This is a genomic window from Comamonas sp. GCA5 (assembly GCF_036541385.1).
GTDB lineage: Bacteria > Pseudomonadota > Gammaproteobacteria > Burkholderiales > Burkholderiaceae_C > Comamonas > Comamonas aquatica.
Genome location: NZ_JAZHFR010000035.1, coordinates 20,551 through 33,890, shown reverse-complemented (window position 1 = coordinate 33,890; position 13,340 = coordinate 20,551). Strand labels below are relative to the sequence as shown.

The window sequence follows — 13,340 nt, the reverse complement described above, 5'->3', positions numbered from 1 at the left end:
GTGCTTGTCGGTGGACCCGGTACTGGCAAGACGCACATTGCTACGGCACTGGGTATTCAGGCCATTGAGCACCACCGTCAAAGGGTGCGCTTCTTCTCTACTGTGGAATTGGTTAATGCCTTGGAGCAAGAGAAGGTACAGGGCAAAGCCGGACAGCTCGCCCACAGGCTGGTGCATACCGATCTGGTGATACTCGATGAACTGGGCTATCTGCCCTTCAGCTCATCTGGTGGTGCGCTACTGTTCCATCTGCTGTCGACGCTTTACGAACGCACCAGCGTGGTGATCACCACCAACCTGAGCTTTAGCGAATGGGCCAGCGTGTTTGGCGACGCCAAGATGACTACGGCCCTGCTGGACCGCTTGACCCACCACTGCCATATTCTGGAAACAGGCAACGATAGCTACCGCTTCAAGCACAGCAGTGCAGTCCAACAACCGTCCACAAAGAAGGAGAGAAACAAAACCTTATCCACATCTTGAGCCTTACGGCTCAAGCCAAAGGGTGGGTCAGTTTGAGATGGAAATTGCGGGTCAGTTCTGCGTGGAAATCAACAGTCGGTGACGGGGTAGCGCGCATCGTGGCCGAAGCGGTCGACGGCGTGCACATCGAAGCCGCGCTCGCGCAGCAGCGCAAACAGCAGGCGGTAGGTGCCAGCAGGAAAGCTGTTGGCGTGCGAGAAGATCAGGGGTTGCATACGGAGCCGGTTCTGCGTGGAGGGCGCAGCCGCTGCGGCAGCGTCAGATCAATTTTTCTTCGGGCGTGGTGATTTTCTTGACTGCGCCGGGCTTGTCCATCACCAGTGGGACGGTGCTGTTGCCGCCGAACCACTGCGGGTCCTCGATGCTGTCGAAGGCCGCGCGCAAGCGCTCGCCCCAGTTGCTGCGCAGCATCTGGAAGTAGGGGTTATGTTCGTCGATGCACACCACCTTGTCGCAGCGCAGCCTGCCGGCCTCGTACACCGCCAGGTCCAGCGGCAGGCCGACCGACAGGTTGGACTTGAGCGTGCTGTCCATGGACACCAGGGCGCATTTGGCGGCTTCGTCCAGCGGCAGCTCGGGGTGCAGCACGCGGTCCAGCACGGGCTTGCCGTACTTGGACTCGCCGATCTGGAAGAACGGGGTTTCGCTGGTGGCCTCGATGAAGTTGCCGGCCGAGTAGACCTGGAACAGGCGCATGCCCTCGCCCTGGATCTGGCCGCCGAACAGCATGGAGACATTGAAGTCCACGCCGGCACGCTTGAGCGCCACGCCATCGCGGTCGTACACGTGGCGCACGGCGGCGCCCAGCACGCGGGCCGCGTCGAACATGCTCTTGGCGTTCCAGATGCTGATCACCTCGCCGGTGGCGTCGTCGCGGATGTGCTGGGTCTGCAGGATTTCCCGCACCGACTGCGAGATTGACAGGTTGCCCGCCGACAGCAGGGCCATGAACCGGTCGCCGGTCTGCTCGTAGATCATCATCTTGCGGAAGGTGTTGATCTGGTCCAGCCCCGCGTTGGTGCGCGAATCGGACAGGAAGACGAGGCCAGCGTTGAGCTTGATGGCGATGCAGTAGGTCATGGCAATAAGGGCAGGAAAGCCGCAGGGGCAAGCAAGTGTAGTGCCCGCTGGCGGGTGGCAGTGTGGGGTGGCGTGCGGGAGGACTTCAAGGGCGCTGCGCCAGCTTCTTCAGCTGGTACAGGGCTTCCAGCGCCTCGCGCGGGCTGAGGGCGTCGGGGTTGATCTGCGCCAGCGCATCCTCGACCGGGGTGGCTTGCAGGGCGGACGCTGGCATGGGCGGAGCGGCAAACAGGTCCACCTGCTCGCGCCCGGCTTCGTCGCGCGCTTCCAGGGCCTCCAGCGTGTGGCGTGCGTGGTTCAGCACGGCAGCCGGCATGCCGGCCAGCTTGGCCACCTGCACGCCATAGCTGCGGCTGGCCGGGCCGGGCTGGATCTCGTGCAGGAAGACGATGTCGTGGCCCGATTCGGCCGCACCCACGTGCACGTTCACGGCGGCCTTGGCCTTGGCGGGCAACTCCGTCAGCTCGAAGTAGTGCGTGGCAAACAGGGTGAAGGCACGCGTCTTGTCGTGCAGCTGCGTGGCAATGCCGCTGGCCAGGGCTAGGCCGTCGAAGGTGCTGGTGCCGCGGCCGATCTCGTCCATCAGCACCAGGCTGTGCGGCGTGGCGGCGTGCAGGATCTGCGCGGCCTCGGTCATCTCCATCATGAAGGTCGACTGGGCGTTGGCCAGGTCGTCGGCCGCACCGATGCGGGTGTGGATGGCGTCGATGGGCCCCAGGCGGCAGGCCGCGGCGGGCACGTGGCTGCCCATGCTGGCCAGCAGCACGATCAGCGCCACCTGGCGCATGTAGGTCGACTTACCGCCCATGTTGGGGCCGGTGATGATCTGCATGCGCGTGTTGACGTTCATGCGCGTGTGGTTGGCGATGAAGCTGCCGCTGGAGGTTTCGGCCATGCGCGCTTCCACCACGGGGTGGCGGCCGGCCTCGATCTCGATGCAGGGCACGCTGGTGAATTCGGGGGCGCTCCAGTGCAGGGTGAGCGAGCGCTCGGCCAGCGTGCACAGCACGTCCAGCGCCGCGATCGCCTGGCCCACGCGGGTCAGGCTGGGCACATGGGGCTGCAGCTGATCCAGCAGCTGTTCGTAGAGGAACTTCTCGCGCTGCAGCGCGCGCTCCTGCGCGGACAGGGCCTTGTCTTCAAACGCCTTCAGCTCGGGCGTGATGTAGCGCTCGGCGTTCTTCAGCGTCTGGCGGCGCTGGTAGCGCGCGGGCACCACGTCCTTGTAGCTGTTGGTGATCTCGATGTAGAAGCCGTGCACCTTGTTGAACTGCACGCGCAGGTTCGGGATGTTGGTGAGCAGCTTTTCCTTGGCTTCCAGCTCCAGCAGGAACTCGTCGCAGTTTTCCTGGATGGCGCGCAGCTCGTCCAGCTCGGCATCAAAGCCGCGTGCGATCACGCCGCCATCGCGCACCAGGGCCGCCGGCTCCTCCAGGATGGCGCGTGCCAGCAACTCGGCGCAGCCGCTGGGCGGCACCAGGTCCTGAAAAATCTGATTCAAATAAGGCGATGGCGAAGGTGTGGTCAGTGCCAGCAGCTGCGCTTTCTGTAGCGTTTTGCCCAGGGCCACCAGCTCGCGCGGGCGCACCTGGCGCAGCGCGGTGCGCGCGGTGATGCGCTCCACATCGCTCACACCCTTGAGCTCGCCGCGCAGTGCCTGCCAGGGCATGGTGCCGCCCAGGGCATCGTTGCCGCGCAGCACGGTGGTGGCCTGCAGGCGGGCCATGGCATCGGCCCGGTCGCGTTGGGGCTCCAGCAGCCAGCTTTTGAGCAGGCGGCTGCCCATGCCGGTCAGGCAGGTGTCCAGCAGCGCAAACAGCGTGGGGCTGTCCTCGCCACGCAAGGTCTTGACCAGCTCCAGGTTGCGGCGCGTGCTGGGGGGCAGGTTGATCAGCTGGTCGTCGCGCTGCACCTGCAGGCTGTGGATGTGCGTGAGGTTGCGGCCCTGCGTGTGCTCGGCGTAGCTCAGCAGGGCGGCGCTGGCGGCATGCGCCAGGGGCAGGGCTTCGGCCTCCCAGGCCTTCAGGCTGGCCGCGTCCAGCAGCTCCAGCAGCTTGCGTTCGCCCAGGCCCGTATCGAACTGCCAGTCGGGGCGCGGGCTCAAGGGGCAGGCGATGGCGCCGCTGTGCTTGAGGGCGAACAGGCCTTGCTCAAAGCGCTCGGTCACGCCGGCGCTGTAGATCACCTCGCTGGGGCCGATGCGCGCCAGCCATTCGCCCAGCTCGTCCTGGGCACATTCGGCCAGGTGGATGCGGCCCTGGGTCACGCTCATCCAGGCCAGGCCGCAGCGCTGGCGCCCGGCGGTGTGCAGGGCGACCAGCATGGCCTCCTGCTTGTCGCTCAGCAGTTCGGCATCGGTCAGTGTGCCGGGGGTGACCACGCGCACCACCTTGCGCTCCACCGGGCCCTTGCTGGCGCCGACTTCCCCGACCTGCTCGCAGATTGCCACCGATTCGCCCATCTTGATCAGGCGCGCCAGATAGCCTTCCAGGGCGTGAAAGGGCACGCCGGCCATGGCCACCGGAAAGCCTGCGGACTGACCGCGCGTGGTCAGTGTGATGTCCAGCAGGCGGGCGGCTTTCTCGGCGTCGTCCCAGAAGACCTCGTAGAAGTCGCCCATGCGGTAGAGCACCAGGGTGTCCGGATAGTCCGCTTTGAGCCGGATGTACTGCTGCATCATCGGCGTGTGCTGCTCGATGGGGGCAGTCAGCGGAGAAGTGGCGGTCTGCACGCTGTTGTTGTTCGGGGTGTGCGTGGAAACGTCAGATGTGGACAAAGCTCAAATTCCTCGGTGTGGACGGTCGCAGCCAAGCGGCCGCCAAAATCAGGCAGGAATTATCCGGGATGCGGCTGGCGCCGGGCGTGCGAGGGGGATCAGCCCCTGATGCGGCGGCGCAACTGCCGCACTTCTTCCATCAGGTCGGCAGTCAGTGCGGCCAGCTCCGGGTCGGCCTCGAAGGTGCGTTCCAGCTGTGCGATGCGCCGCGCGCGGATCACGGTGTGGGTGCTGAAGCGCCAAGACTGGGGACTGCTGTGCCCGGTGGCATCGGTGGTGTCACAGTGCAGCACACCGGTGGTCACGCGCTCAACCACCCATTGCGGCGCCATGCGGCAGGCGGCGGCCAGTTGCTCCAGGCTCAAGGCCTGTTCGTCCAGCACATCGGGCGGGGTGTAGAAGGGGGTGGTCATGCGGTGCCTCCGGTGCGAGGGTTGCGGCCGTCAAAGGCCTGGGACAGGGCGGCATAGGCCTGGCGCTGGGCATCGTTGAATACCGGCGGCACGATGATCTGGAGCACCAGGTACAGGTCGCCCGGCGTGCGGCTGGGCAGGCCCTTGCCCTTGACGCGCAGCTTGCGCCCGGCCTGCGAGCCGGGCGGGATGTGGATCTCCAGCGGTCCGGCCAGGGTGTCGAATTCCACCGGTCCCCCCAGCGCCGCCTCCCAGGGGGCCAGGGGCAGTTGCTGGTAGACGTCCTTGCCCTGGGTGTGCCAGCGCTTGTCGTCCTTGAAGCGCACCTCCAGCAGCAGGTCGCCGGCCGGGCCCTGGCCATAGCCCGGCAGGCCCTGGCCGGCCAGGCGGATCATTTGTCCCTCGTACACGCCCTGGGGGATGGTGACTTGCAGCTCGCGCTCGTCCTCCACGGCATGGCCTTGGGCATCCAGGCGTACGCCACGCAGCCTCAGCACGCGCATCCCGCCGTGGTAGCTGTCGGGCACCTCCAGTTCGATGGCGGCATGCTGGTCCTGGCCGCGCAGGTCTGGCGCCGGGTCGCTGCGGCGCGTGCGCTGGCCGCGGCCGAACAGTTCTTCGAAGAAGCTGCTGAACTCGGGGTGCTCGGCGCCGTCGGCACTGCTGTGGAAATGGAAGTCCTGCTGGTCCCAGCCGGGCGGTGGCTGGAAACCCGCGCTCTGGCCCGGGCGGTGGCCGGCGCCGGTCGGGTGGCTGGCCTCCCCCAACTGGTCGTAGGCCAGGCGTTTGTCGGGGTCGGACAGCACGGTGTTGGCCTCGTTGACTTCGGCCATGCGGGCTGCCGCATCGGGCTCCTTGCTGATGTCGGGGTGGTACTTGCGTGCCAGCTTGCGGTAGGCTTTTTTGATGTCTTCGGCGCTGGCGTTCTTGTCCACACCGAGGATGCGGTAGTAGTCCTTGTATTCCACCTGGTTCTCCTGCGCGCGGCAGCCGGGTGCCGCATGCCAAGCATGGTGGCGCAAGCACGGGCGCAGCGCCGTAGGCCGGCGGCGCATGTGGTACAGGCGTAAAAAAAGCCGCAAGGCGTGCGCGCTTGCGGCTGGATGGCGCGTCGGGGCGCGGTGGATCAGTCGTCCTGGCTGTCGTCGTCCTGCTTGTCGGCGGCCACGGCGGCGTCGACGCCCAGCTTGTCCTCGACCCCTGCGAACTTGCTGTACTTGCCCAGGATGCCGACCAGCTGGCCGTAGGCGCGGGGATTGCCGGCCAGGCATTCGGCCTGTTCCAGGAAGTCGGCTTCACCCGTGAAGTTGCCGACCAGGCCACCGGCTTCGGTCACCAGCAGGCTGCCGGCGGCCACGTCCCAGATGGACAGGCCGGTTTCGAAGAAGCCATCGGTGAAGCCCGCAGCCACGTAGGCCAGGTCCAGGGCGGCGGCGCCTGGGCGACGCACACCGGCGGTGCGCTGGGTGATCTCGGCGAACATGCGCATGTAGGCGCGGAAGTTGTCACCGGGGCGGAAGGGGAAGCCGGTGGAGATCAGGCAGTCCTTGAGTTGGGCGCGCTTGCTCACGCGGATGCGGCGCTCGTTCAGGAAGGCGCCACGGCCACGGGTGGCGGTGAACAGATCGTTGCGGGTGGGGTCGTAGACCACGGCGTGCTCGATCTTGCCCTTGACGGCCAGCGCGATGCTGACGCAGTACACGGGGAAGCCGTGGATGAAGTTGGTGGTCCCGTCCAGGGGGTCGATGATCCAGACGTAGTCCGAATCCTTGGCGCCGAATTCCTTGCCGCTTTCCTCGCCCAGAATGTCGTGGCCGGGGTAGGCGCCCAGCAGGGTCTCGATGATCATGCGCTCGGCAGCCTGGTCCACTTCGGTCACGAAGTCGTTGACTTGCTTTTGGGCCACGCGGACCGATTCCACGTCCAGGGCCGCGCGGTTGATGATGGCGCCGGCGGCGCGTGCGGCCTTGATGGCCACGTTGAGCATGGGGTGCAGGGAGGAAGACGACATAAATTGTGCAGTTGGCGCCCAGCGCGCGGCCCTCCCCAATTTCTCTGTCTCTGTTCTCACAACCTGGGATGGCGCACCGCTGAACGCGGATGATGAACGGGTTTACGCACGCCCGGCGATGCGGGCAGCGACAATAGGGCGCAAATTCTAACCGGCTTGCCCGATTTCTGCTGCCCGTATCTGCAATGCGGGCCGATCTCCGAATGAAAACCCGTTTTATCCTGATCGAGACCAGCCATGCTGGCAACGTGGGTGCTGCCGCCCGCGCCATGAAAACCATGGGTTTTGACGACCTGGTGCTGGTGCGCCCGCGTTGGGCGAATGTGCTGCGCAAAGAGGAAACCATCCAGCGCGCCAGCGGTGCCCTGGATGTGCTGAACCAGGCGCGCATTGTCGAGTCGCTGGACGAGGCCGTGGACGGCCTGTCGCACCTGTGCGCCACAGCCATGACGCCGCGCGACTTTGGCCCGCCCACCCGGGCGCCGCGCCAGCACTTTGAAATGCTCATCCAAGGAGAGCTGAAGGCGCAGGCTGGACAAGCGCCAGAGGCTGATTTTGTTGATGAAACCGACGCCGTGGCCAGTCCCAGCGGGGAAACCGGCGTGGGCCTGCTGTTCGGCTGTGAGCGCTTTGGCATGGCCAACGACGATGTGTACCGCTGCAACGTGGCGCTGTCGATTCCGTCGAATCCCCAGTTCGGCTCGCTCAACCTGGGTGCGGCGATCCAGCTGATCGCCTACGAGTGGCGCCAGGTCCTGGGCGGCTTTCCGGTGGTGGAGCACACACCGCACCCCAGCCGCGCCGACATGCAGCAGGTGGCCGGCATGCTGGGCCACTGGGAGCAGGCGCTGGCCCACCTGGGCTTTCTGGACCCGGCTGCGCCCAAGAAGCTGATGCCGCGCCTGAACCAGATGTTCAACCGTGCGCAATTGACGCAGGAAGAAATCCACATCCTGCGCGGTGTTGCCAAAAGCATGCTGCAGAGCACGCCCCCAAAGCACTAAACTGGCAGCCCTTTTTGTAACAAGTGACGGCCTCTGATGCTTTCCCGACTGCGTTCTGACATCCAGTGCATTCTTGACCGCGACCCTGCGGCGCGCAGCACCTGGGAGGTCATTACCTGTTATCCGGGCCTGCATGCCATCTGGTGGCACCGTCCGGCGCACTGGTGCTGGACGCACAACCTCAAGTGGTTGGGTCGCTTCACTTCACACCTCGGCCGCTGGCTGACCGGCATTGAAATCCACCCCGGCGCGGTGATTGGCGAGCGCGTCTTCATCGACCACGGTATGGGCGTGGTGATCGGCGAGACGGCGGTGGTCGGCGACGGCTGCACCATCTACCACGGCGTGACGCTGGGTGGCACCTCGCTGTACAAGGGCGCCAAGCGCCATCCCACCCTGGGCAAGGACGTGGTCGTGGCCGCAGGGGCCAAGGTGCTGGGCGGCTTCGAGGTGGGCGATGGTGCCAAGATCGGCAGCAATGCCGTGGTCATCAAGCCCGTGCCCGCCGGCGCAACGGCCGTGGGCATTCCGGCACGCATCATTCCTTCCAAGCAGGGCGAAAGCGCCGATGTGACCGAGCTGGAGGCCTCGCCCGCAGCCCCCAAGGCGGTAGCGCCTCAGGTCTTCACGGCCTATGGCGTGACCCAGGAGGACGACCCTGTCAGCCAGGCCATGAAGGGGCTGGCCGAAGGCGCGGCCACGCACGAGCAGCAGCTGCAACTGCTGTGGCAGGCGGTGGAAAAGCTGTCCAACCAGCTCAAGGCCGATTGCGTGCCCTGCGAAAGCGAGCGCGGCGGGCACTTCGAGAAATCCAAGATCGACCAGATCCTGGGCAAGTAAGCCCGCTCGGCCGCGTTATGGCGCGCGCAGGCCGGCGGTGGCGGGCCTGTGTGGCCGGCCACCGGCGCTTGCCGTTCACCACCCCCCCGAAAAAAGCACGCCACGCGTCACCAAGGTGGCGCGGTGCCGGCCTGTGCTCTTGTACGCTTGCCGTTTTGATTTTTCACCCCCAGAGACTGGAGACCTGAGCCCATGGACGTTTCCCAAGCCCTGCGCGAGCGCCGTTCGGTGCGTGCCTTTACCTCCCAAGTGCCTTCGGCCGAACTGGTGCAACAGCTGATGCAGGATGCGGCGCTGGCCGCATCGGGCGGCAACATGCAGCCCTGGCGCGTGGCCGCGCTGACCGGCGATGCCCTGCAGGCCATGCTGGCCGACGTGGCCAAGACCCCGGGCGAGGAAAACCCCGCCTACCTGTCCTACCCCCCCAACCTGTGGGAGCCCTACCGCACCCGCCGCTTTGCGAATGGCGAAGACCTGTACGCCAGCATTGGTGTGCCGCGCGAGGACAAGGCCGGGCGCCTGCAGCAGTTGGCCAAGAATGCCCAGTTCTTTGGTGCGCCGGTCGGGCTGATCATGTTCACTGAAGAGCGCATGGGTCCGGTGCAGTGGATGGACCTGGGCATCTACCTGCAGTCCTTCATGCTGCGGGCGACCGAGGAAGGCCTGGCCACCTGTGCCCAGGGCTTCTGGCGCCGTTACGACGCGGTGGTCAAGCAGCACGTGGAGGTGCCCGATGGCTACCTGGTGACCTACGGCATCGCCCTGGGTTACGAGGACAAGACCGCGCCCATCAACAGCATGCGTGCATCGCGCGCCGACTTTGCCGAGTGGGGCCAGCTGCGCGGCTTCTGAGCCGGGGGCTGAACATGAAAAAAGCGCTTCCGTGGAAGCGCTTTTTATGGGGGGCGGAAGGCCTCAGTGTCCGGCGGTCTTGGAAAACAGGTTGATCACCAGCACGCCGGCCAGGATCAGGCCCATGCCGATCAGGGCCGGGGCATCCAGCTTCTGGCCCAGGAAGATCCAGGCGATGGCCGACACCAGCACGATGCCCGCGCCCGACCAGATGGCGTAGGCCACGCCCGTGGGGATGGTGCGCAGGGTCAGCGACAGGCACAGGAAGGCAATGCCGTAGCCCACGGCCACGATCACGCTGGGCCACAGTCGGGTGAAGCCTTCGGCGCTCTTGAGGAAGGACGTGGCCAGCACCTCGGCCACGATGGCAATGCCCAGGTAGCCGTAGCCATTGCCCAGGGAGGGGAGGCCTTCTGCGCTCACGGTGCGGGGTAGCGGCCCGTGCCTTCGGGCCAGGCGGTCAGCACGTCGTAGCCGGTGGCCGTGACCACGACCATGTGTTCCCACTGCGCGGACAGCGACTTGTCCTTGGTGACCACGGTCCAGCCGTCGTTCAGCTCCTTGGTGTCGTGCTTGCCGGCGTTGAGCATGGGCTCGATGGTGAAGATCATGCCCTCCTGCAGTGCCATGCCCTGGCCGGGGTAGCCGTAGTGCAGCACCTGGGGTTCGTCGTGATAGATCTGCCCGATGCCGTGGCCGCAGTAGTCACGCACGACGGAGAACCCGTCGCGGTGGGCCACGGTCTGGATGGCGTGGCCGATGTCGCCCAGCGTGGCGCCGGGCTTGACGGCATGGATGCCGGCCACCATGGCCTCGTAGGTGGTGTCGACCAGCTGCTGCGCCTTGGGGGCCACTTGGCCCACGGTGTACATGCGCGAGGTGTCGCCGAACCAGCCGTTCTTGATCAGCGCCACGTCGATGTTGACGATGTCACCGTCCTTCAGGATCTCCTGGGCCGAGGGAATGCCGTGGCAGACCACCTCGTTGACCGAGGCGCACACCGTCTTGGGGTAGCCGTGGTAGCCGATGTTGGCGGGGATGCACCGCAGCTCATCGACGATGAAGTCGTGGCACAGGCGGTCCAGGTGGTCGGTGCTGACGCCGGGCTGCACATGCGGGGTCAGCATTTCCAGCACGCGTGCGGCCAGCAGGCCGGCTTCGCGGGATTGGGCAATGTCAGCAGCGCCGTGGATGGGAGGGAGGCGGCGGTGGGGTCGTTTGGCCATGGAGGTAGGCCGCAGGACGGCGGCCGCAGGTGAAACACAACGGCCCACACTGTAGCGTGTTGCCGTGGCCGCCGTGCAGGTGCCCCAGGCAAGTGCCCCGGGGTGCACGGTTTTCCTGCTCTGATAAACAGAGTGGCTAGCGTTCGTGAATCCAGGGTTTGATGCTGAAAAGCATCTGAAAGCCTTGTTTGACAAGCGGTAGATGCTATGAAAAAAGCCAGCAGGCGGGGCAGCGTGCTGGCTTTGGCGGTGCGGATGCGCGGGCTGCCACCCGGGCAGCCCGTGGGATCAACGCTGGTTCAGGGGCTTGACGTCGCGGGCGACGGAGCCGGTGAACAGCTGGCGGGGACGACCGATCTTGTACTCGGGGTCGGCCATCTGTTCGTTCAGCTGGGCGATCCAGCCCACGGTGCGGGCCAGGGCGAAGATGCCGGTGAACAGCTTCACGGGGATACCGATGGCGCGCTGCACGATACCGGAGTAGAAGTCCACGTTGGGGTAGAGCTTGCGCTGGACGAAGTAGTCGTCTTCCAGGGCAATCTTTTCCAGCTGCTTGGCCAGGGCGAACAGCGGATCCTTTTCCAGGCCCAGTTCGGCCAGGATCTCGTTGCAGGTTTCCTGCATCAGCTTGGCGCGGGGGTCGTAGTTCTTGTACACGCGGTGGCCAAAGCCCATCAGCTTGACGCCGCTGTTCTTGTCCTTGACCTGCTCCATGAACTCACCGACCTTGGCGATGCCGCCGTTGGCCTGGATGTGCTCCAGCATGTTCAGGCAGGCTTCGTTGGCGCCGCCGTGGGCAGGGCCCCACAGACAGGCCACGCCGGCGGAGATGGCGGCGAAGGGGTTGGTGCCCGACGAGCCGCACAGACGCACGGTGGAAGTCGATGCGTTCTGCTCGTGGTCAGCGTGCAGGATGAAGATGCGGTCCAGGGCCTTTTCGACCACGGGGTTGACCTTGTACTCTTCGCAAGGGTTGCCGAACATCATGCGCATGAAGTTGCCGGCGTACGACAGGTCGTTCTTGGGGTACATGTAGGGCGCGCCGATGCCGTACTTGTAAGCCATGGCGACCAGCGTGGGCATCTTGGCGATCAGGCGGATCGCGGCGATTTCACGGTGTTCGGGGTTGTTGATGTCGGTGCTGTCGTGGTAGAAGGCCGACATGCCGCCCACCAGACCGGTCAGCACGGCCATGGGGTGGGCATCGCGGCGGAAGCCACGCAGGAAGAACTGCATCTGTTCGTTGACCATCGTGTGCTGGGTCACGCGGTTCTCGAAGTCAGCCTTCTGGGCTTCGTTGGGCAGCTCCCCGTACAGCAGCAGGTAGCAGGTTTCCAGGAAGTTGCAGTTCTTGGCCAGCTGCTCGATGGGGTAGCCGCGGTACAGCAGTTCGCCCTTGTCGCCATCGATGTAGGTGATGGCCGACTGGCATGCCGCCGTAGAGAGGAAGCCCGGGTCATAGGTGAACATGCCCGACTGGCCGTACAGCTTGCGGATGTCGATGACATCCGGGCCGATATTGCCCTGGTAAACCGGCAGTTCGACGCTGGGCGCGCCATTGCTGAAAGACAGCGTTGCTTTGTTGTCTGCGAGTTTCATTTCCAACTTCCTTCTCTGATCGGCCGGCTCTGGTCGGCCTTTTTTGCAAGCTGTGCTGATCAGATGGGCTTGCGCACCATCTGCAGCACTTCTCTAACTTCAGGGGTGTCCAATGCACCTTCTGGCTCTTTGCGGCGCAGGAACAGGTCCATCAGGTCGTTGTCTGCCAAGTCCATCAGGGCAGACAAACCAATTGCGTGTCTCCGCGTCAATTGGTTGCCATGGGTGGCGAAAAACTTCTCGATGTAGAGATCGTTCTCGACCAAGCCGCGGCGGCTTCGCCACCGCAGCAGGTCGCGCTCCCGTTCTTCGAGGATTGCGTCCATGTCGTTCATGGATCAGATGGCGCGACGCACCATCAGCTCCTTGATCTTGCCAATGGCCTTCGTGGGGTTCAGGTGCTTGGGGCACACGTCCACGCAGTTCATGATGGTGTGGCAACGGAACAGACGGTAGGGGTCTTCCAGGTTGTCCAGGCGCTCGCCGGTGGCGGTGTCGCGGCTGTCCGCGATGAAGCGGTAGGCCTGCAGCAGACCGGCAGGGCCCACGAACTTGTCGGGGTTCCACCAGAACGAGGGGCAGCTGGTCGAGCAGCTGGCGCACAGAATGCACTCGTACAGGCCGTTGAGCTCTTCGCGCTCTTCGGGCGACTGCAGGCGTTCCTTGTTGGGCGTCGCGTAGATGTCGCTTTGCAGGTAGGGCTTGATCGAGTGGTACTGCTTGAAGAACTGCGTCATGTCCACGATCAGGTCGCGGATGACGGGCAGGCCAGGCAGGGGCTTGAGAACGATGTCGCCCTTGAGGGTGTTCATGTTCGTCAGGCAGGCCAGGCCGTTCTTGCCATTGATGTTCATGGCGTCCGAACCGCACACGCCTTCGCGGCAGGAGCGGCGGAAGGAGATGGTGGGGTCCTGGGCCTTGAGCTTGACCAGTGCGTCCAGCAGCATGCGTTCGTGGCCGTCGAGTTCGATCTCCACGGTCTGCATGTAGGGCTTGGCATCCTTATCGGGATCGTAGCGGTAGATCTTGAAAGTACGCTTCATTTGATATTTCTTT

Annotated in this window: 14 protein-coding genes and 1 pseudogene; 4 read left to right on the top strand and 11 right to left on the bottom strand. The window is 65.0% G+C overall.

What is annotated here, in order from left to right; translation table 11 throughout:
• A partial coding sequence (locus SJH88_RS10345) for an ATP-binding protein (protein WP_274754411.1) occupies positions 1-483 on the top strand: 483 nt, incomplete at its 5' end.
• Between the two features lie 74 nt (positions 484-557).
• Here SJH88_RS10345 and SJH88_RS10340 read toward each other — a convergent pair.
• The 6 genes and pseudogenes from SJH88_RS10340 to SJH88_RS10315 all read right to left on the bottom strand — a co-directional run.
• A pseudogene (locus tag SJH88_RS10340) lies at positions 558-698 on the bottom strand (alpha/beta hydrolase); the annotation flags it as partial.
• 43 nt (positions 699-741) lie between these two features.
• A complete protein-coding gene (locus tag SJH88_RS10335; protein ID WP_274754410.1) occupies positions 742-1,563 on the bottom strand; it encodes a proteasome-type protease in 822 nt (273 codons plus the stop codon).
• A gap of 85 nt (positions 1,564-1,648) precedes the next feature.
• A complete protein-coding gene (mutS, locus tag SJH88_RS10330) occupies positions 1,649-4,243 on the bottom strand; it encodes a DNA mismatch repair protein MutS (protein ID WP_274754415.1) in 2,595 nt (864 codons plus the stop codon).
• Positions 4,244-4,437: 194 nt separating this feature from the next.
• Entirely contained in the window at positions 4,438-4,752 is a 315-nt protein-coding gene (locus tag SJH88_RS10325) for a chaperone modulator CbpM (protein ID WP_042412396.1), read from the bottom strand.
• On the bottom strand, positions 4,749-5,720 hold the full coding sequence (locus tag SJH88_RS10320; RefSeq protein WP_274754414.1) for a DnaJ C-terminal domain-containing protein: 972 nt from the start codon (positions 5,718-5,720) through the stop codon (positions 4,749-4,751). The genes SJH88_RS10325 and SJH88_RS10320 overlap by 4 nt, the downstream gene beginning before the upstream one ends.
• Positions 5,721-5,878: 158 nt before the next feature.
• Entirely contained in the window at positions 5,879-6,763 is an 885-nt protein-coding gene (locus tag SJH88_RS10315; protein WP_274754409.1) for an inositol monophosphatase family protein, read from the bottom strand.
• Between the two features lie 203 nt (positions 6,764-6,966).
• On the opposite strand from SJH88_RS10315, the gene SJH88_RS10310 reads away from it, so the two are divergent.
• The 3 genes from SJH88_RS10310 (at position 6,967) to SJH88_RS10300 (ending at position 9,459) form a co-directional block, all read left to right on the top strand.
• Positions 6,967-7,767: an RNA methyltransferase gene (locus SJH88_RS10310; RefSeq protein ID WP_154164882.1), complete on the top strand. Its 801-nt coding sequence runs from the start codon at positions 6,967-6,969 to the stop codon at positions 7,765-7,767.
• 36 nt (positions 7,768-7,803) lie between these two features.
• Positions 7,804-8,607: a serine O-acetyltransferase gene (gene cysE / locus SJH88_RS10305; RefSeq protein WP_274754408.1), complete on the top strand. Its 804-nt coding sequence runs from the start codon at positions 7,804-7,806 to the stop codon at positions 8,605-8,607.
• Positions 8,608-8,799: 192 nt separating this feature from the next.
• The gene (locus SJH88_RS10300; protein ID WP_042412386.1) at positions 8,800-9,459 is read left to right on the top strand and encodes a nitroreductase; all 660 of its coding nucleotides are present in this window, start codon (positions 8,800-8,802) and stop codon (positions 9,457-9,459) included.
• Between the two features lie 63 nt (positions 9,460-9,522).
• Here SJH88_RS10300 and SJH88_RS10295 read toward each other — a convergent pair whose 3' ends face one another.
• The 5 genes from SJH88_RS10295 to SJH88_RS10275 all read right to left on the bottom strand — a co-directional run bounded on the left by SJH88_RS10295 (position 9,523) and on the right by SJH88_RS10275 (position 13,327).
• On the bottom strand, positions 9,523-9,858 hold the full coding sequence (locus SJH88_RS10295; protein ID WP_042412531.1) for an SMR family transporter: 336 nt from the start codon (positions 9,856-9,858) through the stop codon (positions 9,523-9,525).
• A 20-nt stretch (positions 9,859-9,878) separates the two neighbouring features.
• Positions 9,879-10,685 carry a type I methionyl aminopeptidase gene (gene map / locus SJH88_RS10290; protein ID WP_274754407.1) on the bottom strand — a complete coding sequence of 269 codons (807 nt, stop codon included), beginning with the start codon at positions 10,683-10,685 and terminating at the stop codon, positions 9,879-9,881.
• Between the two features lie 288 nt (positions 10,686-10,973).
• Positions 10,974-12,284 carry a citrate synthase gene (locus SJH88_RS10285; RefSeq protein ID WP_260675119.1) on the bottom strand — a complete coding sequence of 437 codons (1,311 nt, stop codon included), beginning with the start codon at positions 12,282-12,284 and terminating at the stop codon, positions 10,974-10,976.
• Between the two features lie 59 nt (positions 12,285-12,343).
• On the bottom strand, positions 12,344-12,619 hold the full coding sequence (locus SJH88_RS10280) for an FAD assembly factor SdhE (RefSeq protein ID WP_042412380.1): 276 nt from the start codon (positions 12,617-12,619) through the stop codon (positions 12,344-12,346).
• Between the two features lie 3 nt (positions 12,620-12,622).
• A complete protein-coding gene (locus SJH88_RS10275; RefSeq protein ID WP_274754406.1) occupies positions 12,623-13,327 on the bottom strand; it encodes a succinate dehydrogenase iron-sulfur subunit in 705 nt (234 codons plus the stop codon).
• Positions 13,328-13,340: the final 13 nt, after the last annotated feature.